Annotated in this window: 25 protein-coding genes and 1 other annotated feature; of the genes, 9 read left to right on the plus strand and 16 right to left on the minus strand. The window is 28.7% G+C overall.

The window, feature by feature from the left end:
- Positions 1 to 100: a sequence feature (16S ribosomal RNA rRNA prediction is too short), on the minus strand.
- Positions 101 to 501: 401 nt separating this feature from the next.
- Genes FMAG_RS09335 through FMAG_RS09345 form a run of 3 tightly spaced genes read left to right on the plus strand, consistent with a single transcriptional unit; the run spans position 502 to position 3,035 of the window.
- The gene (locus FMAG_RS09335) at positions 502 to 1,761 is read left to right on the plus strand and encodes a M20/M25/M40 family metallo-hydrolase (protein WP_005886171.1); all 1,260 of its coding nucleotides are present in this window, start codon (positions 502 to 504) and stop codon (positions 1,759 to 1,761) included.
- On the plus strand, positions 1,751 to 2,548 hold the full coding sequence (locus tag FMAG_RS09340) for a DUF3100 domain-containing protein (protein ID WP_005886173.1): 798 nt from the start codon (positions 1,751 to 1,753) through the stop codon (positions 2,546 to 2,548). Before FMAG_RS09335 ends, FMAG_RS09340 begins: the two co-directional genes overlap by 11 nt.
- Positions 2,541 to 3,035, plus strand: a complete 495-nt coding sequence (locus FMAG_RS09345) for a hypothetical protein (RefSeq protein ID WP_005886175.1) — start codon at positions 2,541 to 2,543, stop codon at positions 3,033 to 3,035. The genes FMAG_RS09340 and FMAG_RS09345 overlap by 8 nt, the downstream gene beginning before the upstream one ends.
- A 33-nt stretch (positions 3,036 to 3,068) precedes the next feature.
- Here FMAG_RS09345 and FMAG_RS09350 read toward each other — a convergent pair whose 3' ends face one another.
- Complete coding sequence (locus FMAG_RS09350) at positions 3,069 to 4,454, minus strand: aminopeptidase (protein WP_040494058.1); 1,386 nt, start codon at positions 4,452 to 4,454, stop codon at positions 3,069 to 3,071.
- A gap of 423 nt (positions 4,455 to 4,877) precedes the next feature.
- Between FMAG_RS09350 and FMAG_RS09355 the strand changes: the two genes are divergently transcribed.
- Positions 4,878 to 5,585 (plus strand): queuosine precursor transporter, encoded by a 708-nt coding sequence (locus FMAG_RS09355; RefSeq protein ID WP_370514166.1) that lies wholly within the window; start codon positions 4,878 to 4,880, stop codon positions 5,583 to 5,585.
- A gap of 38 nt (positions 5,586 to 5,623) precedes the next feature.
- Here the strand turns inward: FMAG_RS09355 and FMAG_RS09360 are convergent, their stop codons facing one another.
- The 8 genes from FMAG_RS09360 to FMAG_RS09395 form a co-directional block, all read right to left on the minus strand.
- A complete protein-coding gene (locus tag FMAG_RS09360) occupies positions 5,624 to 6,817 on the minus strand; it encodes a coenzyme F420-0:L-glutamate ligase (RefSeq protein WP_005886180.1) in 1,194 nt (397 codons plus the stop codon).
- Between the two features lie 107 nt (positions 6,818 to 6,924).
- Positions 6,925 to 8,535, minus strand: a complete 1,611-nt coding sequence (locus FMAG_RS09365; RefSeq protein WP_005886182.1) for an FAD-dependent oxidoreductase — start codon at positions 8,533 to 8,535, stop codon at positions 6,925 to 6,927.
- Positions 8,536 to 8,548: 13 nt separating this feature from the next.
- Positions 8,549 to 9,562, minus strand: coding sequence for a permease (locus FMAG_RS09370; RefSeq protein ID WP_005886184.1), 1,014 nt, complete (start codon positions 9,560 to 9,562; stop codon positions 8,549 to 8,551).
- Positions 9,563 to 9,657: 95 nt separating this feature from the next.
- Positions 9,658 to 10,032 (minus strand): thioredoxin family protein, encoded by a 375-nt coding sequence (locus tag FMAG_RS09375; RefSeq protein ID WP_005886186.1) that lies wholly within the window; start codon positions 10,030 to 10,032, stop codon positions 9,658 to 9,660.
- A gap of 60 nt (positions 10,033 to 10,092) precedes the next feature.
- Positions 10,093 to 10,362, minus strand: a complete 270-nt coding sequence (locus FMAG_RS09380; RefSeq protein ID WP_005886188.1) for an ArsR/SmtB family transcription factor — start codon at positions 10,360 to 10,362, stop codon at positions 10,093 to 10,095.
- Between the two features lie 120 nt (positions 10,363 to 10,482).
- On the minus strand, positions 10,483 to 11,682 hold the full coding sequence (locus FMAG_RS09385) for a phosphoglycerate kinase (protein WP_005886190.1): 1,200 nt from the start codon (positions 11,680 to 11,682) through the stop codon (positions 10,483 to 10,485).
- A gap of 95 nt (positions 11,683 to 11,777) precedes the next feature.
- Entirely contained in the window at positions 11,778 to 12,785 is a 1,008-nt protein-coding gene (gap, locus tag FMAG_RS09390) for a type I glyceraldehyde-3-phosphate dehydrogenase (RefSeq protein WP_005886193.1), read from the minus strand.
- Between the two features lie 209 nt (positions 12,786 to 12,994).
- A complete protein-coding gene (locus tag FMAG_RS09395) occupies positions 12,995 to 13,861 on the minus strand; it encodes an RluA family pseudouridine synthase (RefSeq protein ID WP_005886195.1) in 867 nt (288 codons plus the stop codon).
- A gap of 269 nt (positions 13,862 to 14,130) precedes the next feature.
- On the opposite strand from FMAG_RS09395, the gene hemC reads away from it, so the two are divergent.
- Genes hemC through FMAG_RS09410 form a run of 3 tightly spaced genes read left to right on the plus strand, consistent with a single transcriptional unit; the run spans position 14,131 to position 16,969 of the window.
- Complete coding sequence (hemC, locus tag FMAG_RS09400) at positions 14,131 to 15,030, plus strand: hydroxymethylbilane synthase (RefSeq protein ID WP_005886196.1); 900 nt, start codon at positions 14,131 to 14,133, stop codon at positions 15,028 to 15,030.
- On the plus strand, positions 15,023 to 16,489 hold the full coding sequence (gene cobA / locus FMAG_RS09405) for a uroporphyrinogen-III C-methyltransferase (RefSeq protein WP_005886197.1): 1,467 nt from the start codon (positions 15,023 to 15,025) through the stop codon (positions 16,487 to 16,489). Before hemC ends, cobA begins: the two co-directional genes overlap by 8 nt.
- Before the next feature lie 21 nt (positions 16,490 to 16,510).
- Positions 16,511 to 16,969, plus strand: a complete 459-nt coding sequence (locus tag FMAG_RS09410; RefSeq protein WP_005886198.1) for a precorrin-2 dehydrogenase/sirohydrochlorin ferrochelatase family protein — start codon at positions 16,511 to 16,513, stop codon at positions 16,967 to 16,969.
- 15 nt (positions 16,970 to 16,984) lie between these two features.
- Here FMAG_RS09410 and FMAG_RS09415 read toward each other — a convergent pair whose 3' ends face one another.
- The 4 genes from FMAG_RS09415 to FMAG_RS09425 are packed head-to-tail and all read right to left on the minus strand — an operon-like array spanning position 16,985 to position 20,845.
- Positions 16,985 to 17,977, minus strand: a complete 993-nt coding sequence (locus FMAG_RS09415; protein ID WP_005886199.1) for an aldo/keto reductase — start codon at positions 17,975 to 17,977, stop codon at positions 16,985 to 16,987.
- A 10-nt stretch (positions 17,978 to 17,987) separates the two neighbouring features.
- On the minus strand, positions 17,988 to 19,316 hold the full coding sequence (locus FMAG_RS09420; RefSeq protein ID WP_005886200.1) for a 6-phospho-alpha-glucosidase: 1,329 nt from the start codon (positions 19,314 to 19,316) through the stop codon (positions 17,988 to 17,990).
- Positions 19,317 to 19,331: 15 nt separating this feature from the next.
- On the minus strand, positions 19,332 to 19,568 hold the full coding sequence (locus FMAG_RS13395; protein ID WP_005886201.1) for a PTS transporter subunit EIIB: 237 nt from the start codon (positions 19,566 to 19,568) through the stop codon (positions 19,332 to 19,334).
- Positions 19,565 to 20,845, minus strand: a complete 1,281-nt coding sequence (locus FMAG_RS09425) for a PTS transporter subunit EIIC (RefSeq protein WP_315940544.1) — start codon at positions 20,843 to 20,845, stop codon at positions 19,565 to 19,567. The genes FMAG_RS13395 and FMAG_RS09425 overlap by 4 nt, the downstream gene beginning before the upstream one ends.
- Positions 20,846 to 21,078: 233 nt before the next feature.
- Between FMAG_RS09425 and FMAG_RS09430 the strand changes: the two genes are divergently transcribed.
- Both FMAG_RS09430 and FMAG_RS09435 read left to right on the plus strand, forming a co-directional pair.
- Positions 21,079 to 21,777, plus strand: a complete 699-nt coding sequence (locus FMAG_RS09430; RefSeq protein WP_005886204.1) for a GntR family transcriptional regulator — start codon at positions 21,079 to 21,081, stop codon at positions 21,775 to 21,777.
- Between the two features lie 51 nt (positions 21,778 to 21,828).
- Entirely contained in the window at positions 21,829 to 22,554 is a 726-nt protein-coding gene (locus FMAG_RS09435; RefSeq protein WP_005886206.1) for a MurR/RpiR family transcriptional regulator, read from the plus strand.
- Here FMAG_RS09435 and FMAG_RS09440 read toward each other — a convergent pair.
- The 3 genes from FMAG_RS09440 to FMAG_RS09450 are packed head-to-tail and all read right to left on the minus strand — an operon-like array spanning position 22,551 to position 25,833.
- A complete protein-coding gene (locus FMAG_RS09440) occupies positions 22,551 to 22,808 on the minus strand; it encodes a SemiSWEET transporter (RefSeq protein WP_005886207.1) in 258 nt (85 codons plus the stop codon). The genes FMAG_RS09435 and FMAG_RS09440 overlap by 4 nt on opposite strands.
- Positions 22,809 to 22,864: 56 nt before the next feature.
- Positions 22,865 to 24,190, minus strand: coding sequence for a 6-phospho-alpha-glucosidase (locus FMAG_RS09445; RefSeq protein WP_005886208.1), 1,326 nt, complete (start codon positions 24,188 to 24,190; stop codon positions 22,865 to 22,867).
- Positions 24,191 to 24,249: 59 nt separating this feature from the next.
- Positions 24,250 to 25,833: an alpha-glucoside-specific PTS transporter subunit IIBC gene (locus FMAG_RS09450; RefSeq protein WP_005886209.1), complete on the minus strand. Its 1,584-nt coding sequence runs from the start codon at positions 25,831 to 25,833 to the stop codon at positions 24,250 to 24,252.
- Positions 25,834 to 25,979 lie beyond the last annotated feature (146 nt).

Below are 25,979 nucleotides of genomic sequence, written 5' to 3' on the forward strand. Positions count from 1 at the left end.
CTCCTGCAGCGCATATAGCTTTCATATGAATTTCATGCGAAATTCACATAATATCCGGTATTAGCATTCGTTTCCAAATGTTGTCCCAGACTGCAGGGCAAGTTCTTTACGCGTTACTCACCCGTCCGCCACCATCACCCGAAGGATCAAGTAGACTTGCATGTGTTAAGCATTCTGTCAGCGTTCATCCTGAGCCAGGATCAAACTCTTCGTTCAATCTATATAACTCAGCAAAATTTACTGATTATTTTACACCAATTTATTGTTGTGTTTGCATTAATTGTCTTTCTCTATTCTGTTGCTAATGTCCTTATTCATCAGTTCCGCTCTCTCGCGGACAAGGTATATATTACCACAAATAATATTTTTCGTCAATACTTTTTTTCATCTTTTTAAAAAAAATTTGAATTTTTATTTTAAGCTAATATTTCTTTGTAAAAGTTTAAATAAAATGATAAAATATAAAAGTATTTTTATTTTTCTAAAAAAGGGGATTTATTTATGAATGATTTTAAAGAAACCTTATCTCTAGCTGAAGAGATTTATTACAATCCTGAACTAGGATTTAAAGAGTTTAAAACTTCTAAACTAATAGAGAATTTTATAAAAAAGTATTTTCCACAAGAGAAAATTACTAAATTTTCTGAAACAGGTATTAAATTTAATTTAGGAGAAAAAAAATCTCTACATATTGCACTTATTGCTGAAATGGATGCTGTATATACACCATCACACTTTTATGCTAACAAAGAAACTGGTGCAGCCCACAACTGCGGTCATTATTCACAAGTTGCAATAATGCTTGATCTTTTAAAAAGACTTTCAACTGATAATGAATATAAATCTTTTGATTTTTCTCTTGGATTTGTTTTTACTCCTGCTGAAGAGTATTTAGATTTGGAATTTAGAAAAAAGATGAAAGAAAATAATAGAATTACATATTTGGGAGGAAAACCTGAAGCTATAAAATTAGGTATTTTTAATGAATTTGATTTTGCTATTGCCATACACTCTATGGGAGGAGAACCAACAAGAAGAAGTATTGAATTAAACTGTAATTTAGCTGGTTTTTTATATAAGTATTATACTTTCTTAGGAAAACCTGCTCATGCTGGATTTGCTCCACAAGCTGGTATCAATGCTTATAGTATCTCCACTCTTTTCAATACCGCATTAGGACTTTTTAGGCAACAAATTGATGAAAAATATATGGTAAGAATAAATCCTGTTATCTTAGATGCGCCTATGGGAACAAATGTAATTCCAGATAAAATAAAAATTGGGACAGATATTAGAGCACATTCTGTTGAATATATGTTAGAACTTTCTGAAAGACTAGATACTATAGCTCAATGTTCTGCCAAAGCTTTAGGTGGAGATGTTAAAATAGAAACAGAAATGGGGTATCTACCTTTTTTACAATCCCATTATCTTTCTAATTTTGTTAGAGAAACTTTTAAAAATTTTCCAGAAATTGAGTATTGTAAAGAAAATTCCCCTGTAAGTGCAGCTGGGGATATTGGTGACTTATCGTATATTCTTCCTTGTATCCAAATTGGATATAATGGTTTTTCTGGAACTTTTCATGGAACAGATTTTATACATAAAGATAATGAATATATTTTCTCAATATTCCCAAAATTTTTAATGAAAGTTCTTAAAGATATGAGTGGTAAAATTGATAAATCTAAGTTATATAAAAAAACTTATGAAGATTATAAAAAAATAATTGAAAAACTGGGAGGAGAAAATGAAAAATAAAAATTTGCCTTATTTGATTATATTTTCTGTAATAGTAATTTTAATTGCTGAACTTATTGGTTTTAAAGTACTTTCTATTGGAAAGTTTAAAATTGGTTTACTACCATTATTATTTGCTCTAATTATCACTATGATTTTAGCATTTAATATCTTCAGAAAAGGTATTTTAGAAAAAGTCTATAATGAAGAAAATGTTAATTTTGCTGGAAAATATTTAATAATTATAATGTTACCTCTTATGGCTAAATATGGTGCTGATGTAGCTCCAAGATTAAAAGAAATAATATCTATAGGATGGATATTTTTAATTCAAGAATTAGGAAACGTAGGTACTGTAATTATAGGGCTTCCAATCGCACTACTTATAGGACTTAGAAGAGAGGCTATCGGTTCTACTCTTGGGCTTGGTAGAGAAGGAGAACTTGCTTATATCTCTGAAAAATATACTTTAAACTCTGACGAAGGACGTGGTGTTCTTTCTATGTATATCTTCGGTACTCTTTTTGGAGCTATATTTTTTAGTGTTATCGCTCCTATATTTTTAGAGATTGGTTTTAGAGTAGAAGCTCTTGCTATTGCTTCCGGAATGGGTTCTGCTAGTATGATGACTGCTGCTAGTTCAGCTCTTGCTGCTATTCATCCTGAAAAAGCTGAAATAATAAGAGCTTATGCTGCTGCCAGTCAATTATTAACAAGTTTTATTGGAACATTTACTATGGTATTTATTGCCGTTCCTCTACAAAGATTTATGTATAACAAGTTAACTGGAGGTAAAAAAAATGACTAAAAAATTATTTGAAAATTATTTTATAAAAAATCTTTCAATACTAACTCTAAGTTTATCTTTAATTCTTTTCACTCAATGGATTAAAGTTTTAAAATATGGAGATAAAGGACCTCAAATTACTATTTATACATTCTTAGGATTATTTTGTCTAGGATTATTTGCTATTATAGGAATAATTTTACAAAGAGTTATGCAAAAAGCTCCTATTAAATTTATAAGAGATTTTCCTATCTTAGGTTGGGTATCTATTACTTCTTTATTCTTCTGTATGATAAGTACAGAGGTTATAAAAGCTATTAACTCTGTTGATTTCTTATCTATTACTACCCCAATACTTACTTATGCTGGTATTTCAGTAGCTAATAAATTAGAAACTTTAAGAAGTTTATCATGGAAAGTTGCAATAACAGGAATTTTCGTATTTATAGGAACTTATCTAGGTTCTGCTACTTTAGCACAATTTGGATTATTTCTTTCAAATAAATAAAAAAGTAGGGACCGAGTAATCAGTCCCTATCTTCTATCCTCTCTTATAAAATGCCTTATAAGCTCTATAAGTTTCATATACATCTAGTTTTGATGATACTTCAAATGGTGAATGCATAGCTAGAAGTGCTGGTCCTATATCTATTGTTCTTATTCCTAAATGAGCAAGGTACATAGCTACTGTACCTCCTCCACCTTCATCTACTTTCCCTAACTCTCCTATTTGCCAACATACATTTTCTTTATTTAAAATTCTTCTAATTTTTCCTACATACTCAGCATCAGCATCATTTGTTCCACTCTTTCCTCTAGCTCCAGTATATTTAGTTACAACTACTCCAAAACCTATTTTAGCTGCATTTTGTATATCATGTACTCCTTTAAATATAGGGTCTACACCAGCATTTACATCTGAAGATAGAGATTGAGAATTCCAAAGTACTCTTCTCAACATCATTTCATTAAAATGACCTTTAGATTTTTCTAAAATATCTCCTGTTATATATACTAAATAATCTGATTTTAGTCCTGTGCTTCCAGAAGAACCAATTTCCTCTTTATCTGCTAAGAAACAGATAGCTGTTTTGTCAGGAGTCTTTTCTAAATCTGTTATTGCTCTCATAGAAGTATATCCACAGATTCTATCATCTTGTCCATAAGCTCCTATCATAGATTGGTCAAATCCTATATCTCTTGCTTTCCCAGCTGGTACTAACTCAAGCTCTGCAGATATAAAATCTTCTTCTATTATTCCATAATCTCTATTTAAAATCTCTAAAACTGCATATTTTACCTTAGATTTTATCTCCTTATTATCAATTGTAGTAGGAATACTTCCTACTATTATTTGAAGTTCTTCTCCTTTAATTACCTCTCCTGTTTTTCTATCTCCTTGTATTTTGGCTGCTAAATGAGGTAAAATATCTGGAATTGTAAATACTGGGTCATTATCTTTTTCACCAATAACTATCTCTACTAATTTACCGTTTTCTAAAATTACTACTCCATGAAGTGCTAAAGGGATAGAAGCCCATTGATATTTTTTTATTCCACCATAATAATGAGTTTTCATATATGCTAGTTCAAACTCTTCATATAATGGATTTCCTTTTAAATCTAATCTTGGTGAGTCTATGTGTGACACTACATAATTTATTCCTTTTTCTAAATCCTCTTTTCCTATCACCGCTAAAACAAGATTTTTTCCTCTATTTACATAATAGATTTTATCTCCTGGAATAAGTTGATCCTTAGTATCAGCACTCACAAATCCTTTACTCTCAATATATTTTATTCCTTCATTTACAAACTCTCTCTCAGTTTTTCCTAAGTCTAAAAACTTTTTATAACCTTCACTGAATTTAAAAATTTCTGTTAAATTTTTTATTTTTTTCCAACCGTTTTCTATCTTGTATTCCATCATCTCATCCTCCAAATTGAAATAGTCTTCTCTTTTTCTAGTATAGCATAAAAAAATAAAAATCCCTCTTCATTTTTTGAAAAAGGGATTTTTATTTTACTAATCTATATAAAATATTTTGGGGAAAGATTTATGATATAGTAATACTATTTTTCAATGTCATTTATGTGAAATTTATAAGTTATTTTAGCTGCTTTAATTTAAAAAATAGTTTGACTTTTAAGAGTTTTTCATATATACTATTTCTGAAAATTAAATAAACTCTTGTTTAGACAAGGAGATGTTCTACACAGACAAACCATCTATAAAAAACTAGGCCAAAATTTAAAGTAATTATTTATTTTAAAGAGCAGAGTTTTTCTGCTCTTTTTTATTAGTTATTTTATCTTCCTAGTTTTTTAATAAACTTAGGAGGATAGAATGATATTTAGAAATGAATTACTTTGGTTTTGCATGCTAGTTATTAACTTTGGATTAATACTTTTTGCTTATAAGAAATTTGGAAGAATTGGACTTTATGCTTGGATACCAATTTCAACTATTTTAGCTAATATTCAAGTTGTTCTTTTAGTTGACTTATTTGGCTTTGGAACTACATTGGGAAATATTCTATATGCAGGAGGATTTTTAGTTACAGATATTTTAGCTGAAAACTATGGAAGAAAAGAAGCTCAAAGAGCTGTATATTTAGGATTTTTCTCTCTTATTGCAATGACTTTAATTATGCAGATAGCTGTATCTTTTACACCTTCTAATATTGAAGAGGGAATTATAACATTCAATGGTGTTAAAAGAGTATTTGATTTTATGCCAAGAATAGTAATAGCTTCTCTTATCTCATACCTTATCTCTCAAACTCACGATATTTGGGCTTATGAGTTTTGGAAAAAAAAATATAGTGAACCAAAACATATTTGGATAAGAAATAATGCTAGTACTATGGTTAGCCAACTTATAGATAATGCTTGTTTTACTTTAATAGCTTTCTATGGAGTTTATCCAAAAGAGGTATTAATTGAAATTTTCCTAACTACGTATTTTATGAAATTCTTAGTAGCTGTATGTGACACTCCATTTGTATATATAGCTCACTACTTAAAAAAGAAGAATTTAATAGAACAAGTTATATGATTATAAAAAAGAGGAGCAAAATTGCTCCTCTTAATTTTTTATTCATCTATATAGTTATCAAAATATCCTTGAATTAAGATAATAGGTGTTCCTTTATCTCCACTTCCAGAAGTTAAGTCACAAAGAGATCCTATTAAGTCAGTTAATCTTCTTGGAGTAGTTCCTTGAGTTATCATTTGTCCTTTTAAATCAGAATCTTTACTCTTAATAGCTTCAGTTACAGCTTTTTGTAATTCTTCTCCTTTTAAATCAGCTAAATCATTATCAGCTAGATATTTTAATTTTATTTCATTTGGAGTTCCCTCTAATCCATCAGTATATCCTGGTGAAACAACAGGGTCAGCAAGTTCCCAAATCTTTCCAACTGGATCTTTAAATGCTCCATCTCCATAAACCATAACTTCAATATTTTTTCCAGTTTTATCTTTTAACATTTTTTGGATTTTTACAACTAACTCTTTACAATCGCGAGGGAATAATTTTACACTATCCTCAGTTGCTTTATTTGAACCTAATAATCCATAATCAGAGTTATATCCAGAACCATTTACAGAAGTAGTTAAGATTTCATCCATTCCATAAACTATTTTAGCTCCAGCTTTTTTTAGTAATTTTTTAGTTCTCACACGAGTGTGAATATCACAGTTTAATACACAATCAGTATATTTTAAGATAGCAGTAGGATTATTAGCAAAAATAACTTCAACTTCTGCCCCTTGCTCTCTAATTAATTGTGAATAATACTCTATATAGTTTACTCCTGTAAATACATGAATTGGATTTCCAAATTTTTCCGTAAACTCAGCTTCAGTTAAAATATCTGTCCAAGGATTAACTCCTTTTTCATCTAGTAAATCATAATCTATAAAGTGGTTTCCAACTTCATCAGAAGGATAGCTAAACATTAAAACTATTTTTTTAGCTCCTCTTGCAATTCCTTTTAAGCAAACAGAAAATCTATTTCTACTTAAAATTGGAAATATAAGTCCTATTGTATTCTCTCCATATTTCTCTTTTACATCAGCTGCAATATCATCAATTGTAGCATAGTTTCCTTGAGCTCTAGCTACTATTGATTCAGTAATAGCCACTACATCTCTATCTCTTAATACAATATTTTCTGATTCAGCAGCAGCTAAAACAGCATCTACTGTAAATACAGATATATCATCTCCTTGCTTAATAATTGGTGCACGAAGTCCTCTTGATATAGTTCCTACTAATCTTCCCATACTCTTACTCCTTTTTTATTTATTTAGAATTTTTACAAGAGTATTATATCATATTTTTTGAAAAAATATTATTAAAAATTAAAAAAATAAAAGAAAAATAAGTTATTTTAATTATTATAATTTTTAAATCCTCCAGAGAGATTATATACATCAAATCCATAATTTAATAATATGTTTTGAGCAACATTTCCAGTTGTCCCTTTATTACAATGAACAACTATTTTTTTATCTCTAGGTAACTCATTTAATTTTTCCCTCAATTTTTCTAAAGGAATATTTATTGCTCCCTCTATATGAGCTGAATTATATTGATTTTCTGAACGAGTATCAATTATTAAATATTCAGAAAAATTAGCCTTTAGTTCTTCTGGAGTTATTATTTTATTTCTTCCATTTATAGCATTATCTAAAATCATTCCTGTATAAGTAACAGGGTCTTTAGTAGTAGAAAAAGGTGGAGCATAAGCTAAATCTATATGAAATAATTGATCCACAGTTGCCCCAAAAGTTAAAAGAGTAGCAAATACATCTAATCTCTTGTCCACTCCATTTTCTCCAACTATCTGTACTCCTAGTAATTTACCTGTTTTTCTATCTGCAATAGCTTTTATCATCATCTCTCTTGAGCTTTCTAAATACTCAGTTTGATTTGGCTTTATATTATGGATAATTTCAATATCATATCCTCTAGCTTCTGCTTCCTCTTGAGATAATCCAGTTTTTCCAACTACAAGATTAAAAACTCTAAATATTGAAGTTCCTAAAACACCTTTAAACTCTAAATTTCCACCTGTCAATCTATCTCCTAAGATTCTTCCCATCTTATTAGCTGTTGACCCCAAAGGTAGATATATTTCCTCTCCAGTTATACCTGAATAGACCAAAGCACAATCCCCAGCTACATATATATCTTTTATATTAGTTTCAAGATATTTATTAACTTTTATAGCTCCCTCTCTACTAACTTCTATTCCTGTTTCCTGTAAAAACTCTGTATTTGGAATCACTCCTATAGCTCCAATTATAAGCTCTCCCTCAATCTCTTTTCCACTAATAGTTTTTATCCTATTTTTTTCAATAGTTTTAATAGAATCCTTTAAAATTACTTCTATTCCTTGTTTTTTCAGATATTTTTCTAACATTCTACTGATGTCTTTATCTAATTTTCCACCTATTCTATCCTCTTGTTCTATAAGAGTAGTTTTTATTCCTCTAGAAGTAAGATTTTCTAACATCTCTAACCCTATAAAACCTCCTCCTATAACAAGAGTACTCTTAGGATTATTTTTATCTATAAACTCTTTTATTCTATCTCCATCTTCAACATTTCTAACATAGAAAATATTTTCCCCTTTATACTCTAGCTCTCTTGCTCTAGCACCACTTGTAATCACTAATTTATCATAGGTATCTAAAAATTCCTCTCCAGTAATCTCATTTTTAACTAGAATTTTTTTCTCTTCTACAATTACTTTCTCAACTTTATGAGCTGTAAAAATATCCACATTAAACCTATCCTTAAACCATTTTACATCTCTAGGTGTTAAGTTTTTTCTCGATATATAATCCTCTCCTACATAATAGGGTATTCCACATCCAGAATAACTTATATCTCTTCCTGCTGTATAACAAACTATCTCCACTTCTTCACTATTTCTTCTAGCTTTTGCTATTACAGAAGTTCCTGCTGCAACAGCTCCAATAACTACTATTTTCATATATCTCTCCTCATTATATTATAAATTGTTGGATAGCATTAAAAAAGTATCCCACTATAATTATTCCCACAGTACAAATTCCTATAAATACTTTTAAAAATTTAGGTTTTATAGCTTTACGTAACATTACTAAAGATGGTAGTGATAAAGTTGTAACAGCCATCATAAAAGCTAAAACACTTCCTAAATTTGCTCCCTTTGTAAATAATGCCTCAGCTATAGGTATAGTTCCAAAAATATCAGCATAAATAGGAACTCCTATTAAAGTAGCTAAGATTACACCAAAAGGATTTTTACTTCCTAATATTCCTATAATCCATCTTTCTGGTATCCAGTTATGAATAGCAGCTCCTATTCCAACTCCAATAATTATATATGGAAAAACCTTTTTAAAAGTTTCTATCATCTGCTGTTTTGCATATCTTATTCTATCTCCTACACTTAATTCTGGAATATCTAAATCTATACTTTCAACACCTTTAACGTTACGGATAAAATCCTCTATCTCATCTTCTAATTTTAATTTTTCTATTATTGTACCACCAATTACAGCAATTACAAGTCCCAATACTACATACCATATAGCAATTTTTATTCCAAATATACTCATTAACAATAATAAAGAACCTAAATCTACCATAGGAGAAGATATAAGAAAAGAAAAAGTTACTCCTAAAGGTAATCCAGCTGAAGAAAAACCTATAAATAGAGGAATAGATGAACAACTGCAAAAAGGAGTTACAGTTCCTAACAGTGCTCCTACTATATTTGCCCATATTCCATGGAATCTTCCTAAAATTTTCTTACTTCTTTCTGGTGGAAAATAACTTTGAATATAACTGATAAAAAATATTAAAGAACAAAGCAATATTATTATCTTAATTACATCATAAAAAAAGAATTGAACTCCTCCAAAGAAATGAGTATCTCTATCCATTCCAAACTTTACTAATATATCTCCCACTAACACATTTAACCATTTCATTCCTAGAATTTGAGTTTGTATAAATTCCCATATTTTTATCATATTTTAATCTTACTCCTTTATATCGATATATATCAATCTATTTTTCTTAATAAAAGGAACTGCTTTTAATAGATTTAACAGTTCCTAAATTTTATTTATAATTTTTTTAATATTTCTTTTATCTCATCTTTTGGTAAAACCTTCCCATAAGAAACTATTTTTCCATCTATCCATAATCCAGGAGTAGACATAATTCCATATGTTGCTATTTCTGCAAAATCTGTAACATGTGTTAATTTTGCATCTAATCCTAACTCATTCACTGCTTCTAAAGTATTCTTTTCTAGAGTATGACAATTTTTACACCCTGGTCCTAAAACTCTAATCTCCATTTTATTTCTTTCAACTATTCCTTCACAATTTCCTCCGCAAGAACAAGTTGTTTCTTGAACTTTAGGCTCTTCTTTTACCTCTGTTCTACAAGAACATCCACACTCTTTCTTCCCAAATAACTTATTAAATATACTCATCTTTATACCTCCATTTTTATATTTATATATTTAAATTTATCAATGTATTTCTTAAATTTTTTATATCATACTATCAATAATACCTTTTATATCTTCTAATTTTTCTTTATTAATTGAATAGTGAGTCCACTTACCATATTTTACTCTATTTATAATTCCAGAATCACAAAGTATTTTCATATGATGAGAAAGTGTAGGTTGACCTATATTTAATTGCTCTAAAAGTTTACAAGCACATTGTTCTCCATCTTTTAGTATTTCTAAAATCATTAATCTATTAGGATCACAAAAAGCTTTGAATATTTTAGCTGCTTCCTCAAATTTATTCATCTTTATCTCCTTTTCATATCGATAATTATAAATTTATTATACATCATCACATTGATAATTGTCAATATATTTAAAATAAAAAAGGTGGCAAAAGCCACCCTTTTTTATTACATAGTTAAATTATTTATCAGAAATAGATTCTACTCCTGGTAATACTTTTCCTTCTAAGTACTCTAATGAAGCTCCTCCACCAGTAGAGATGTGAGTAAATTTGTCAGCATATCCTAAGCTTATAGCTGCAGCAGCTGAGTCTCCTCCTCCAATAATAGTTGTAGCTCCTGTTAAGTTAGCTATAGCTTCACAAACTCCGATAGTTCCTTTTGCAAAGTTAGGCATTTCAAATACTCCCATTGGTCCATTCCATACAACTGTTTTTGCTCCAGCAATTTCTTTAGCAAATAACTCTACAGTTCCTTGTCCAACGTCTAATCCCATTTGGTCAGCTGGAATTTCATCGACTGATACAGTTACATGAGCTGCATCATTGTTAAATTCTTTAGCTACTACTGTATCTATTGGAAGAACTAATTTTCCATTAGCTTTAGCTAACAGTTCTTTTGCTAATTCTATTTTATCTTCTTCAACTAATGAAGTTCCTGTATTTTTTCCTAAAGCTCTTAGGAATGTGAACATCATTGCTCCTCCTACTAGAACTTTATCAGCTTTTACTAAAAGATTTTCAATAACTCCTATTTTATCAGATACTTTAGCTCCTCCTAAGATAGCAACTAAAGGTCTTTCAGGATTATCTACTGCCCCTCCTATGAATTTAATCTCTTTTTCCATTAAGAATCCTGCAGCAGTTTTTCCTTCTCCTATGTTAGCAGCTATTCCAACATTTGAAGCATGAGCTCTGTGAGCTGTTCCAAATGCGTCGTTTACAAATAGATCTCCTAAAGATGCCCAGTATTTTCCTAATTCAGGATCATTTTTAGATTCTTTTTTACCATCAAGATCTTCGAATCTTGTATTTTCGAACATCATGATTTCTCCATCTTTTAATTCAGCTACAGCAGCTTCTAATTCTACTCCTCTTGTAGCTGGAACAAATTTAACTGGTTGTCCTAATAATTCAGCTAATCTTTCAGCAACTGGTCTTAAAGATTTTTTAGCTAAATCTTCTTCAGTTTTAACTTTTCCTAAGTGAGAGAAAGCTATTACTCTTCCTCCATTTTCTAGTACATATTTTATAGTAGGTAAAGCAGCAACTATTCTGTTTTCATCTGTTATTTTTCCATCTTTCATAGGTACGTTAAAGTCAACTCTCATTAATACTTTTTGTCCTTTAACGTTTAAATCTGTAACTATTTTTTTAGCCATTTAGATTGCCTCCCGTTAATATCTTTTCTTAAAAATAGCGGAACCTAAAAGTTCCGCTATTCTATTTCTATTTAGTTAATCTCAAATTCAGGTAATTATTTAGATAATTCTACGAATTTTTTAAGAGTTCTGATTAATTGAGAAGTATAAGACATTTCATTGTCATACCAAGCAACAGTCTTAACTAATTGTTTATCTCCTACTGTCATAACTCTTGTTTGAGTAGCATCAAATAATGATCCATAGTTGATTCCGATGATATCAGATGACACTAACTCTTCTTCTGTATATCCAAATGACTCGTTTGAAGCAGCTTTCATAGCAGCATTGATTTCTTCTACAGTTACTGGTTTAGCTAAAACTGATACTAGCTCAGTTATTGATCCAGTAATTACAGGAACTCTTTGAGCAGCTCCATCTAATTTTCCTTTTAATGAAGGGATTACTAATCCAATAGCTTTTGCAGCTCCAGTTGTGTTAGGAACGATGTTAGCAGCAGCAGCTCTAGCTCTTCTTAAGTCTCCTTTTCTGTGTGGACCATCTAATGTGTTTTGGTCGTTTGTATAAGCGTGGATAGTTGTCATTAATCCTTCTACGATTCCGAAGTTATCCTCTAAAACTTTAGCCATAGGTGCTAAACAGTTAGTTGTACAAGAAGCTCCTGATATAACTGTTTCAGTTCCATCTAATATATCGTGGTTTACGTTGTAAACTACAGTTTTAAGATCTCCAGTTGCTGGTGCAGAAATAACTACTTTTTTAGCTCCTGCTTTAATGTGAGCTTCTGCTTTTTCTTTCTTAGTGAAGAATCCAGTACACTCAAGAACTACGTCTACTCCTAATTCTCCCCAAGGTAATTCTTCTGGGTTAGCTTTTGCAAAAGTTTTGATTTCTTTTCCGTTTACTACGAAAGCATCTTCTTTAACTTCGATTGTTCCTTCGAATCTTCCTTGAGCTGAGTCATATTTGAATAAGTGAGCTAACATGTGAGCATCTGTTAAGTCATTGATTGCCACTACATCAAACTCAGGGTTTCCTACCATTAATCTTAATGCTAATCTTCCGATTCTTCCGAATCCGTTAATTGCTACTTTAACTGCCATTTCTATTCCTCCTAAATTTTTATTTAACTATGTAAATTATTTTATGTTTTTTATTATCTACATAAAATATATAACAAGTTCAACGCTTTGTCAATTAAGTCTTTTCTAATAATTTTATTAGAGTTAAATTTCATCTTTTTACGATTATTTTTTAATCAGTTATAGCTGTTTATTTTATATATCTGTTCTATTTTTTCTCACGTCAAATACTATTCTAATAATTTTTTCATATCTTCTGGAAGTTCAACTTCTATACTTTTTAAATCTCCTGTTTCTACATCTGAAAATTCTGTTTTATATGAATGTAACATCTGTCTATCTGCTCTATTATCAGCTCCACCATAAAGCTCATCTCCCAAAAGTGGATAACCTTCTAATGCCATATGTGCTCTTATCTGATGTGTTCTTCCTGTTAAAAGCTCAGCTTCTATAAGAGTTAAATTTTTTTCTTGAAATCTTTTCAAAACTTTTACTTTAGTTTGGGCAATTTGCCCTCCATCTTCTGGTTGAAGTTCAACTCTTCTAAGCTCATCACCTATTTTTCCAATAGGTCTATCTATTAAAAACTCATCTTTTTCTACAATTCCTAATACTATTGCTTGATAAAATTTATTTACAATTCCCTTCTCTTGAAGATAAGATTGAGCATAGGCATTCTTAGTTACAATTATTATACCAGAAGTATTCATGTCAAGACGATTATAAAACCTTGGCACCATAACTTTTCCAGTTGTTTTTAAAAAATAATTTACTACTCCATTAGCTAAAGTTTTATCTACTTTTTTCTGAGTAGGATGTACTATTATATATGGGTCTTTATTTATCAAAAGTAAATTTTTATCTTCATAAGCTATTTTTATAGGGATATCCATAGGTTTTATCCCTGTTTCTTTCTCTTTTTCTCTAATATGTAATCTATTTAATTTCCTTACTTTTTTACTATTATTTTTTACTCTTTTTCCATTTAGATATATTTCTAAATTTCTTAATCCTCTTCCTGAATATCCTTTTGTTTCTTTAAGATATGTTCCTATCTCGTATCCATCATATTCTGGTTCGATTATATATTTTTTCATCAATTATATTCCTTTCAAAATTTTAATAATTATATCTATTATATTTTACTATAATTACTATAAAAAGTTAACCTTTTATTTTTTCTTTATAAACTCATAAAACAAATATATTATATTTATAAAAAGTATTAATATCTATTTAATAAAAATATTCTTAAATATATTATTATTCTTAATTTTTATTAGATTATATTATATAATATTATCATACTTAAATATCTAAAAATAAAATAATATTTATTAATATAATTTAGAAAGGACAATATTTTATGAAGAAAAAAATAGTTATCGGAAGTAGAGGAAGTATCTTAGCTCTTGCTCAAAGCGAAATAGTTAAACAACAACTTGAAAAGAATTTTCCAGAGTATGAGTTTGAAATAAAAAAAATAGTTACTAGTGGAGATAAAGATTTAGTTAGTAACTGGAATAATAGTGATAAATCTCTTAAAAGTTTTTTTACTAAAGAGATTGAAGTAGAACTTTTAAACGAAACTATTGATTTAGCAGTACACTCTATGAAAGATATGCCTAGTATTTCTCCTGAAGGATTAATTTGTGGAGCTATTCCCGATAGAGAAGACCAAAGAGATGTTCTTATTTCTAAAAATGGTAAAACATTGATGGAACTTCCTAAGGGAGCTATAGTTGGAACTAGCTCATTGAGAAGAACTATGAATATAAAAAGTTTAAGACCTGATTTACAAATAAAACAACTTAGAGGAAATATTCATACTAGATTAAATAAATTAAAAACAGAAGATTATGATGCCATATTACTTGCTGCTGCTGGCTTAAAAAGAGTAGGATTAGAGAATGAAATTACTGAATATCTCGACCCTAAAATTTTTCTTCCTGCTCCTGCTCAAGGAGTATTACATATACAATGTAGGGAAAATGATGAAGAAATTAAAAATATTTTAAAAACTATTCATAAAGAAGATATTAAAAAAATAGTAGTAATTGAGAGGGAGTTTTCTAAAATATTTGATGGTGGTTGCCATACACCAATGGGTTGTTATTCAGAGGTAAATGGAGATAAAATCACTTTTTATGGAGTATATTTTAAAGATAATCTAGGTTATACAGCCTCTATCACTGAAAAACTTAGTGAAGGAATTAGAGTAGCACAAAAACTTGCTGATACTATAAAGGAGAAAATTCATGAATAAAAAAGGAAAAGTATATATAATGGGAGCTGGTCCTGGAGATGCTGAACTTCTCACTTTAAAAGGAAAAAGAGCTGTTGAAGAAGCTGATTGTATTGTATATGATAGACTTATCAATAATCATATTTTAAATTATGCTAAAAAAGATGCCGAAATGATATATTTAGGAAAAGGAAACTGTGAGGGTGGAGTTATACAAAGTGAAATCAATAATACAATTGTAAAAAAAGCTCTTGAAGGAAAAATAGTAGCCAGAGTTAAAGGAGGAGATCCTTTTGTCTTTGGTAGAGGTGGAGAAGAGATACAAGCTCTTCTTGAAAATGAAATAGAATTTGAGGAGATTCCAGGTATAACTTCAGCTATATCTGTTCCTGCATATGCTGGTATTCCTGTAACACACAGAGGTATAGCTAAATCTTTTCATGTATTTACAGGACATACTATGGCTGATGGTTCTTGGCATAATTTTGAAACTATTGCTAAATTAGATGGTACATTAGTTTTTCTTATGGGAATAAAAAATCTTCCAATTATAGTCAGTGACTTAATAGTTAATGGAAAAGATCCTAAAACTCCTATTGCTATTATTGAAAAAGGAGCTACTGCTGAACAAAGAGTTACTACTGGAACTCTTGATAGTATAGTAGAGATAGCTAAAGAGAAAAAAATTGTACCTCCTGCTATTACAATAATAGGAGAAGTAGTAAATCTTAGAGATACTTTTAAATGGTTTGAAAATACTCAACTTTTTGGGAAAAAAGTTTTAGTAACTAGAGATAAAAGACAAGCTAGAGAATTTTCTGATAAGATAGAAAAAATAGGTGGATTTGCTATAGAGCTTCCATTTATTAAAATAGAATCTACCCTTGATAAAATAGATAGAGAGATGTTAAAATCTTATTCTACTCTACTTTTTAACTCTCCTAATGGAGTTAGAGAGTTTATGAATAAAATTGAAGATATTAGAGATATAGCTCATCTTAAAATAGGAGCTGTTGGAAGTAAAACTAAAGAATTATTAGAAAGATATAAAATAAAAGCTGATTTTATCCCTAAGGAATACTTAGTTGAAAAACTTGCTAAAGAAGCTATTCACTACACAGCAGTTGAAGAGAAAATTCTAATTATAACTTCTGATATCTCTCCTTGTGATACAAAAAAATTAAATTCTATTTATGATAGACATTTTGATAAAATAGTTGCCTATAAGACTAAAAAAATAATAAGAGATAAAGAAGAAGTACTAGATACTTTAAAGAAAGTAGAAATAGTTACTTTTCTGAGTTCTTCTACAGTTGATGCTTTTATGGAAAGTATAGAGTATGACATAGAATCTGTAAAAAATATTAAATTTGCTTCAATAGGTCCTGTTACAAGTGAAACTATAAAAAAATATGGATTAACAGTAGACTTTGAAGCAAAAGTTTATGATGCTAATGGAATTATTGAAGCTATCAAATAATCTTAATTTTGGAGTTAATAAATGAATAAAAATTTTTTCCCACTATTTATAGACTTAAAAAATAAAAATATATTGGTTATTGGAGCTGGAAAAATAGCTTTTAGAAAGGTAGAAACACTACTTAAATATAGTGCTAAAATAACTATTATTACTAAAGATATTAAAGAAGAAAAATTTTTAACTCTTAAAAATATAAATATTAAAATAGGAGAGTTTGAAGAAACTCTCCTAGAAGATAAGTTTTTAGTTGTAGCTGCTACTGATAATCCAGAGTTTAATAGATATATCTATGAGCTTTGTAATTCTAAAAATATATTGGTTAACAATATTACCTCTAAAGAAGAGATGAATTGTCGTTTTGCTAGTATTCTAGAAACTGAAGATTATCAAATAGGTATATCTGCTAAAGGAAATCCTAGTAAATCTAAGTCTTTGAAAAATAAATTAAAAGAGATATTAGAAAAAAAAGCTGTTGATTAACAACAGCTTTTTTCTTTAAATAATATTATATTTTTTTAATATCCCTTCTATTCTTTCTTCAATATCTTTAGTCAATGTCCAAGAAGTACTTTCCACATTTTCTTCAATTTGCTCTGGAGTCTGTGCACTACAAATTACAGGTCCTATTTCTTCTTGGTTTACTAACCAATTAATACTTATTTGTGATAATGGCTTTCCAATTTCTTTTGCTATCTCTTTTAATTCCTCTACAATTTTATAATAAAATTTATATGTATCTGAATTTAATTTAGGATTTTTTGCTCTATCATCATTTTTATCAAAATTATTTTCTAATTTAAAACATCCTGTTAAAAGTCCTTGAAATAATGGACTGTATGCTAAAAATGCCATTCCTCTCTCTTTACATATTGGCAAAATTTCTTTTTTACTTCTATATTCTAATTTCTTATGATGATATATTTCAGAGTTTGGTTCTAATAAATTATAAAGTCCTTGATATGTTGCAATTTCAGTTTTTGAAAGACAATACTCTAAATCTTTCTTTGAAAAATTAGATAATCCAACATATCTTATTAATCCCTTTCTTTTCATCTCTTCAAATGTCTCTATTGCCTCATCTATTTGCATATTTTCAAATGGCCAGTGTATTCGATATAAATCTATATAATCAGTTCCTAATCTTTTTAAAGAAGCATTTAGTTCTCTATATAAGCTTTCTCTACTTATACTTTTTGTTACTATTTTTTCTGAAGAATTATCATCCCAAACTAATCCACATTTAGTTGCTATAAATAATTTTTTTCTATCATATCCCTCTATAGCTTTTCCTAAAATTTCTTCTGAATGCCCCATTCCATAGACAGGTGCTACATCAAAGAAATTAACTCCCAAATCTATTGCTTTCTTTATTGTTTCTATCGATTTTAAATCATCACTATTATTCCAAGTTCCTCCTATTGCCCAACACCCATATCCAATAGCAGAAAGTTCTTCATTATTTAAAGTTTTAAATTTTTTATATATCATAATTTCCTCCTTATTTTAATTCTGGCCAATATCCTTTATTTGCTTCAATAAGTCTATCTAATATTTCTTTTGCTTTTTGTGAAGATGATACAGTTTTATTTAAAGTAAATGCCATTAAAGCCTTTACATAAGAATTTTCCATATATGCATCAACTAAACATTTTTCTGATGCTAATTGTTGTTCTATCATTCCTTTATAAAAAGTAGGTATTTCTAAACCATGATATGTTGCTACTGGTCCATCTTTTGTTATATAACATGGAATTTCTACCATTGCATCATCAGGTAAATTTTTAATAGCACCTTTATTTTCAACAATTACTAAATATTTTTTCTTCATATCATTTGCTAAAGAATTTGCTACATCTACAATAAATAAACCATGAGCCCCTACGTGAAAAGCTTCTTTATCATATTTTCCAGTTTTTTCATATTCATCTATCACTTTGAAAAGTGTAGCTTCTCTTCCATCCATAACTTCATTTGCTCTTGTATATTCTTTATTTAATTGTTGTAGTATTAAATCTCCTAAAAGATAATATTGCATATAAGTATTTGGAATATATTCTTCAAATAAATTCATCATATACTTCATATTTTTATAAGTTTTTTGCCAAGATGCATCTTTATGTTGTAAATCATAATTATTTTTAGGAAATAGTCCATTTTCTTTTATAAAATCTTTCATTTCTTGAGTTCTATCTATTCCTTTAACTTTTAAACTTGTAAACCATCCAAAGTGATTTAATCCAAAATATTCAGGCTCTATATCTTCATATTCACACTTAAATACATCTGTCATTTTTTGCATCATACCAACAGGCATATCACAAATATTCAATACTTTAGAGTTTGGTCTAATTCTTCTCATAGCTTCTGCTACAATTGAAGCTGGATTTGAATAATTAATCATCCAACAATTTGAATTTGAATATTTTTCCATATAATCAACAATTTCAATCATAGGTTCAATTGTTCTTAAAGCATAAGCCATTCCTCCTGGTCCACAAGTCTCTTGTCCAATAGTATTTAAACTTAAAGGAATTTTTTCATCCAATTCTCTCATAGGATATTTCCCAACTCTAATTTGAGCAAAAACAAAATCAGCATTTTCAAATGCCTCTTTAGGCTCAGTATGTTGAGAAAATTTTAATCCTGAATCCATTTCATCAACAACACTTTTAGTTATAATAGAAACTTTTCTTTGTCTCTCTGCATCATTATCATATACTCTTAATTCTTTTAATTTAAATTCATTTTTCTTAGTTAGTAAAGCTTTAACAACTCCAGGAGTAAATGTACTTCCTCCTCCAGCTATAACTACAATATACTCTTTCATAAATTTCCTCCTTAATTACTCTTCTGAATTATCTAAATTTAATTTTTTATTTACTGCTATTTTTATTTTTGGAACTGAAAGTCCATAAATTATTTGTACTCCATCTTTAGTTTTTACTATCCCAGAACATTCAGTTTGATTAAGTATTTCTTCATTTATTTTTGTTGTATCTACTAATTGAACTCTCAATCTCGAAAAACAATTTGTTACAACTTTTATATTCTCTTTATTTCCTAATCCTTGAATTATCAATTCAACTTTTTTTCTAAATCTATATCTTTCCCTTTTTCATGAGCTTCATTATACTCACCTTTTGTATAAAGTTTTGTTGCATTTCCTCTTCCAGGAGTTTTTAAATTTAATTTTGTAATTAAAAATCTAAAAATATAGTAATAAATAACAATTTGAACTATTCCTACAATAATAAATTTAATAGTATCTCCCTTAGCCCCTACAGGTAACATCATTGCTAAAAATTCTATTCCTCCTGAAACTGCTATTACTCTTATATCTAATATAGCAACTATTGCCATTCCTATTCCAGCTAAAATAGCATGGACTACAAATAATATAGGAGCAGTGAATAAAAATGAGAACTCTAATGGTTCTGTTACTCCTGCTGTTACAGCAGCTCCTACTGCTGGTATTAGTAAAGCTTTTACTTTTGTTTTATTTTCTTCATCAGCACATTTATATATTGCATAAGCAGCTCCAACTAACTCAAACATTTTACTCATAGCTTTTGTTAAATATACAGCTCCTGGTCCTAATCTATCTACATTACTAGAAGCTAATTCCGCCATTGCTATATTTCTAACTCCTTCTAAATAAACTCCATCAACAACGCCACTACCACTAACTGAAGATAATTCAACAGGAACCCATAACAAATGATGTAAACCAGTTGGTATTAAAATTCTTTCTAAAAACCCATATAAACCTACTCCAAAAGACCCTGTAGATACAATTAAATTAGTCATTTTTGAGATTCCTGTTTGAATTAAAGGCCAGCTATATGTTAAAATTATTGATAAAATTATTACAATTGGAATTCCTATTAATAAAGCTAAATTTGCTCCTCCATATAATCTCATAGCTCCATTAAATTCTATACCAAAATATTTATTATGAATAATTGCTGTCAATACTCCTAAAATAATTCCTAAGAATACACCCATATCTAATATTTGAACTCCTAAAATATTCCCTTGTCCTGTTCCACTTAAATTTCCATCAATTAACAAGCTATTTAATTTCATAAAAGAGTTCATTGAATAAATAAATATAAAAAATAAAACTATTGCATTCAAAGCAGCATTTCCTTTTTTACTTTTTGCCATTCCTGCTGCTATTCCTACACAAAATACTGGCGATAAATTTATAAAGATGCTTAAAACAGAATTTTTCAATATAGTTCCAAACTCAAAAATTTTTTCTATATTTGCTAAAGGAATAGCTTTATTTGTCAGTAAAACACCAAAAGCTAGTAAAATTCCTACAATCGGTAATATAAATACTGGAATTAATATTCCTTTAGAAAATTCTTCTCCAAATCTCGTTCTTCTCCAAATCTCGATAGTTTTGTTCTAATTAATTTACTTTCGTTGTTTTTCATTTAATCCCCCTTATATTTTTAAATTGGTATATACTGATTTTTTAACTAATTTAAGAATACTCCTTTTTTTTATTTGTCAATATATTTTTATTGATTTTTTTTTTTTTATTTTTATAATGAAAATATAATAAAATCTAGGAGTAAAAAATGAAAAAACCTATTTATTTAACAATTGCTAATGATATTGAAAAAAAAATATTTAATAATGATTATCCTAAAAATGAAAGATTACCTTCTGAAAGAAATCTAGCAGAAGAATATGGTGTTACCAGAATGACAATAAGAAACTCAATTGAATACTTAGTTTCAAAGGGATTATTAGAAAAAAGATTAGGAAGTGGAAATTATGTAAAAAGAACTTCTTTGAATTTAAATTTAAATGAACAGCTTAGTTTTAGTGAAAAAAGTCACTTTTCTGATAAAACTTCAAGAACAGAGGTTATTGAGTTTGAAAAAATTTATAATTCAAAAATTAGTAAAATCTTTAACCTAGATAAAGATAAAGAATTTTTTAAAATAAAAAGATTACGTTACTTAGATGAAGAAGTTGTAAATATAGAAATAACATATCTTCTTTGTGAAATGTTTCCTGATATTTCTATAGAAATCATGGAAAAATCTAAGTATGATTATGTTGAAAATTTCATTACAATAAAAGAAAGTTTTAATAAAATCATCCCAATTATTCCAGATATGGATACTCAAAAAATATTTCATATTGATTCTAATACTCCAATATTTTATAAAACATCTTTAGGTCTTACTACTAAAAATATTATATTTGAATACAGTGAACTTTATTTTAATCCTAAAATATATGAATTTTCATTCATTAGTAAAAGATAAAATAATTATTTTTTATATTTAAAAAATATAAAATTTACAGGAGAATATACTATGGAATTTGGAATAAATATTGATATTTATAAGTTAGGTGAAAAATATCATCTTACTGAATCAGAAGAGTTAGCTCTTAAATATATTGTTAATAATTTTGAAAAATCTCTAGAGATTGGAGTAAGAGGAGTGGCTAAAAATTGTTTTGCTTCAACTTCTGTTGTTATGAATCTTGCAAAAAAATTAGGCTATAAAGGTTTTGTTGACATGGTATATCGTTTAGAATTTAGTATAAAGAATTCTCTTTCTAATTCTAACTCATTAAATAATTATTGTACTAACTTAGATGATGAAAAACTAAAATATTTTAAAAATTTAATAAGTAATACAACTAGACCAATTTTTATTCATGGAACAGGTTTTTCAGGAGCTGTAACAAAATATATGGCAGACAAACTTATGGTACTTGGGTATTATAGTTCTAGATCAGAATATATGGAAACTATGGAACCTAAATACCATCAAAAAGCTATATTATTAGTTGTCTCTAAATCTGGAGAAACTTCTCAAATTATCATGTTATGTGAAAAAGCTAATTTGAGAAATGTTCCAATTGTCTTATTTACAGGTACATCTAATTCTACACTTGAAAACTTAGCTGACCTTACTTTTATAATTAAAGATTCTAATCCCATTGATGATAGAAATCTTAAGGAAAATGATTTTTTTGGAAATACAATTCTTTTTTTTGAATATCTTTTATCAGTAACTAAAAATAATAATTAAATTTTTTTCTCTTTTACTTTGTAATAAAGTATTATTAAGGCTAACATTTCTGTAATACTATTAGCTAATACTATTGGCATATTATTAGTACTTAATCCATAAAATATCCAAAGAGCTGTTCCTATGACAAAAATACTATACATTTTTAAAGAAATACTTTTAGTATCTTTCGTTTTTATAACCATTAAAACTTGTGGTAAGAAAGAACTTGTTGTTAAACATGCTGCTATTAATCCAATTATTTCTATTTTCATTCTGTTCTCCTATATTTTATTAAAAAGGGGGCTTTAAAGCCCCTTTTTAATAATTTTTATTTCAAAACTGGCCAATATTCTTTATTAGCTTCAATTAAATCATCTAAAATATCTTTTGCAACTTTTGCACTTGGTACTGTTTTAGACATTGTTATTGCTTGCCATAATTTTTGATAAGATCCCTCTATCCATGCCTCAACTGTTAACTTTTCAACTGTTACTTGTTGCTCCATCATTCCTTTTTGGAATTGAGGAATTCTTCCAACTACTAATGGCTCTGGTCCATTACTTCCTACAATACAAGGTATTTCTACCATTGCTGTTGAATCAAAGTTTACAATCGCTCCATTATTCTCTACTATTAATAGCATTTTTTCTTTAGTATTAAAAGCTATTGCTCTAGCTAAGTCAACTATATATGAAGCATGCTCATCTATATGTAAAGCGCATCCTTCTGAAGATTGATTTTTTACAACTTTTTCACATTCTCCAAATACAAACTTTTCTCTTCCGTCCATTACTTCATTAGCTCTTGTGTATTCTTTGTTTGAATGTTCAACTACATAGTCTGGGAATAAGTAGTATTTTAAATATGTATTTGGTAAAGTTGTAGGGTCTAATGCAAGAACATCTTTAGCCTTAGCAAATGTATCATTCCAGCTAGCTTCTGTATGTTGATTATCTCCTTTAGGTACTACATATCCATATTGAGATACGTGTTCTCTTAATTTAGGCATTAAGTCATTTCCTTGTTTATCTCTTACTGATTTCCACCATCCAAAATGATTCAATCCATAGTACATAATATCCATATCTTTTCTTGATTCAAGTCCTAAAATTTCAGCCATTCTAACTTCTATTCCTATTGGCATATCACAAATATTTAAAACTTTCGAATTTGGTCTTAATCTTCTTGTTGCTTCTGCAACTATTGCAGCTGGGTTTGAATAGTTTAACATCCAAGCATTTGGAGAATATTTTTCCATATAATCTATAAGACCAATTACTCCTCCAATACTTCTCATTCCATATGCTATTCCTCCTGGTCCGCAAGTTTCTTGACCAACAACACCATGTCTTAAAGGTATTTTTTCATCTAACTCTCTCATTGGATATTTTCCAACTCTAATATGTGCCATAACAAAATCTATATCTGTAAATGCTTCCTCTGGATTTGTTGAATAACTAAATTTTATTTGAGGTGCTTTTTCTTTTAAAAGTATAGCACATGCTTCTCCTATTTTTGCTTGTCTTTCAGCATCATTATCAAACATTTTTATTTGTCTAATCGGAAATTTATCAAGATTATCTAATAACATTAAAATTATTCCTGGAGTAAATGTACTTCCTCCACCTGCAATTAAAATAGAAAATTGTTTCATAATTTATTCCTCCTAATATTAATTTAAATATAGTTATATTAATTTTATATTTATTATACTTAATTTTGTTCCATTAAATTTTCAAAACTCTCTCTAACTTGTGGTACTGAAAGTCCTACTATAACTTGAAAAGCTTTTCCATTTCTTACAACTCCATGTGCTCCTGCTGCTTTAAATTGAATATCTGGTCCAACTTTTTTTTCATCTTTAACACTTATTCTAAGTCTTGTAGCACAATTGTTTACTTGTTCTATATTATCTTTACCACCAAAAGCTTCTAAAAATGCTTTAGCTTTTCCTGAATATAGATCTGAACTATTTGTCTCTTTCCCTTCTCCATTTTTAGCTTTCCAATCTGCCTTAGTATATAGCTTAGTTTCCTCTTCTTCATCTTCTCTTCCAGATGTTTTTACATTATATTTTTCAATTAAAAATTTAAATACCAAATAATATATTCCTATAAAAACTACTCCAATTGCTAATTGTGTAAACATTACTCCTGAGTGATTTTTCATGAGAGGTAACCAGTTAAGTGCTGCTATTTCTATAATTCCCGAACCCATATTTCCAACTACCCCAAAAGCATACATTACAGCTGCCATAGTTGCCGCTAGTACTGCATGAACTACAAATAAAAATGGTGCTATAAATAAGAATGTAAATTCTAATGGTTCTGTTATTCCTACAAGTGCTGCTGTTAATGCTGCTGGAATTAATAACCCTGATACAATTTTTTTCTTTTCTGGACGAGCTGTTTTATACATAGCTAGTGCTATTCCAATACATCCAAAAATTTTACTATTACCATGTAAAGCAAATCCTCCTTGTGGAAATAACTCTTTTAATGGTTGAGTTGAGTTTGCAAAATTTAACAAATTTTCTGCCCAAGCTACTTGAATACCTGTATCAACTACTGCTGGTCCAAATATAAAAGGTCCATAAATAAAATGGTGTAAACCTGTTGGAATTAATATTCTTTCTAAAAAAGTATATAACCAAACTCCAAATGTTCCAGATGTAACCATTAAAGCTTGTAATGATGAAATTCCCATTTGAATTTTTGGCCAAACAAGACATGTTATGTAAGCACAAGGTATCATTACTACAAAAGCTATCGCACTTACTAATGTTGTTCCTTGGAAAGTTCCTAGAAAATCTGGTAATTTTGTATCAAAAAACTTATTATGAATATATATTGTTATTCCTGAAATTACTATTGCTCCTACAATACTTGTGTCTAATGTTTTTATTCCTGCAATTGTAGTAAGTCCACTAACTCCTCCTACATTTTGTGTAAAATCAACCCCAAAACTTGGTCCCCAAAATGTTAAAATTGCACTGATAAAATAGTTGTAAGTTAAATATGTTGCTAAAACTGCTAAACAAGCTCTAGGATGTGCTTTTTTAGCAAGTCCTATTGGTAACCCTATAGCAAATATTAAAGGTAATTGTCTAAATACAGTCCATCCTCCCTCTTCAATAACTGTAATCATTTTATAAAAAGTCCCATTTGTATTAGCAAGTTCTCCTACAAAATCTGGATTTTTTAAAATGATTGTTAAAGCTACTACTAACCCCGCAAAAGGAAATAGCAATACTGGTGCAAATAATGCTCCTCCTAATCTTTGAAAATGTTTTAACATATTCCCAACCTCCATCTTTTAACTTTAATGTGATTATACATTATTTTTAATCCTATTTCAATACTTTAAAGATTAAAAAAACACATTATAATTTAGGTAACATGTTATGTTTTTATGAGAAAAGAAAAAATTATTGATAAAAATTT

Origin of the sequence: Fusobacterium mortiferum ATCC 9817, assembly GCF_000158195.2 — a bacterium.
Lineage (GTDB): Bacteria > Fusobacteriota > Fusobacteriia > Fusobacteriales > Fusobacteriaceae > Fusobacterium_A > Fusobacterium_A mortiferum.

Coding starts and splice junctions, on each gene's coding strand:
- cobA (WP_005886197.1), top strand. CDS start 15,023: ATGAATAAAAAAGGAAAAGTATATATAATGGGAGCTGGTCCTGGAGAT.
- FMAG_RS09335 (WP_005886171.1), top strand. CDS start 502: ATGAATGATTTTAAAGAAACCTTATCTCTAGCTGAAGAGATTTATTAC.
- FMAG_RS09395 (WP_005886195.1), bottom strand. CDS start 13,861: ATGAAAAAATATATAATCGAACCAGAATATGATGGATACGAGATAGGA.
- FMAG_RS09410 (WP_005886198.1), top strand. CDS start 16,511: ATGAATAAAAATTTTTTCCCACTATTTATAGACTTAAAAAATAAAAAT.
- FMAG_RS09440 (WP_005886207.1), bottom strand. CDS start 22,808: ATGAAAATAGAAATAATTGGATTAATAGCAGCATGTTTAACAACAAGT.
- FMAG_RS09340 (WP_005886173.1), top strand. CDS start 1,751: ATGAAAAATAAAAATTTGCCTTATTTGATTATATTTTCTGTAATAGTA.
- FMAG_RS09360 (WP_005886180.1), bottom strand. CDS start 6,817: ATGGGAAGATTAGTAGGAACTATATCAAGAGGACTTCGTGCACCAATT.
- FMAG_RS09430 (WP_005886204.1), top strand. CDS start 21,079: ATGAAAAAACCTATTTATTTAACAATTGCTAATGATATTGAAAAAAAA.
- gap (WP_005886193.1), bottom strand. CDS start 12,785: ATGGCAGTTAAAGTAGCAATTAACGGATTCGGAAGAATCGGAAGATTA.
- FMAG_RS09375 (WP_005886186.1), bottom strand. CDS start 10,032: ATGAGTATATTTAATAAGTTATTTGGGAAGAAAGAGTGTGGATGTTCT.
- FMAG_RS09370 (WP_005886184.1), bottom strand. CDS start 9,562: ATGATAAAAATATGGGAATTTATACAAACTCAAATTCTAGGAATGAAA.
- FMAG_RS09345 (WP_005886175.1), top strand. CDS start 2,541: ATGACTAAAAAATTATTTGAAAATTATTTTATAAAAAATCTTTCAATA.
- FMAG_RS09380 (WP_005886188.1), bottom strand. CDS start 10,362: ATGAATAAATTTGAGGAAGCAGCTAAAATATTCAAAGCTTTTTGTGAT.
- hemC (WP_005886196.1), top strand. CDS start 14,131: ATGAAGAAAAAAATAGTTATCGGAAGTAGAGGAAGTATCTTAGCTCTT.
- FMAG_RS09365 (WP_005886182.1), bottom strand. CDS start 8,535: ATGAAAATAGTAGTTATTGGAGCTGTTGCAGCAGGAACTTCTGTAATA.
- FMAG_RS09450 (WP_005886209.1), bottom strand. CDS start 25,833: ATGTTAAAACATTTTCAAAGATTAGGAGGAGCATTATTTGCACCAGTA.
- FMAG_RS09435 (WP_005886206.1), top strand. CDS start 21,829: ATGGAATTTGGAATAAATATTGATATTTATAAGTTAGGTGAAAAATAT.
- FMAG_RS09385 (WP_005886190.1), bottom strand. CDS start 11,682: ATGGCTAAAAAAATAGTTACAGATTTAAACGTTAAAGGACAAAAAGTA.
- FMAG_RS09350 (WP_040494058.1), bottom strand. CDS start 4,454: ATGGAATACAAGATAGAAAACGGTTGGAAAAAAATAAAAAATTTAACA.
- FMAG_RS09445 (WP_005886208.1), bottom strand. CDS start 24,190: ATGAAACAATTTTCTATTTTAATTGCAGGTGGAGGAAGTACATTTACT.
- FMAG_RS09415 (WP_005886199.1), bottom strand. CDS start 17,977: ATGATATATAAAAAATTTAAAACTTTAAATAATGAAGAACTTTCTGCT.
- FMAG_RS09420 (WP_005886200.1), bottom strand. CDS start 19,316: ATGAAAGAGTATATTGTAGTTATAGCTGGAGGAGGAAGTACATTTACT.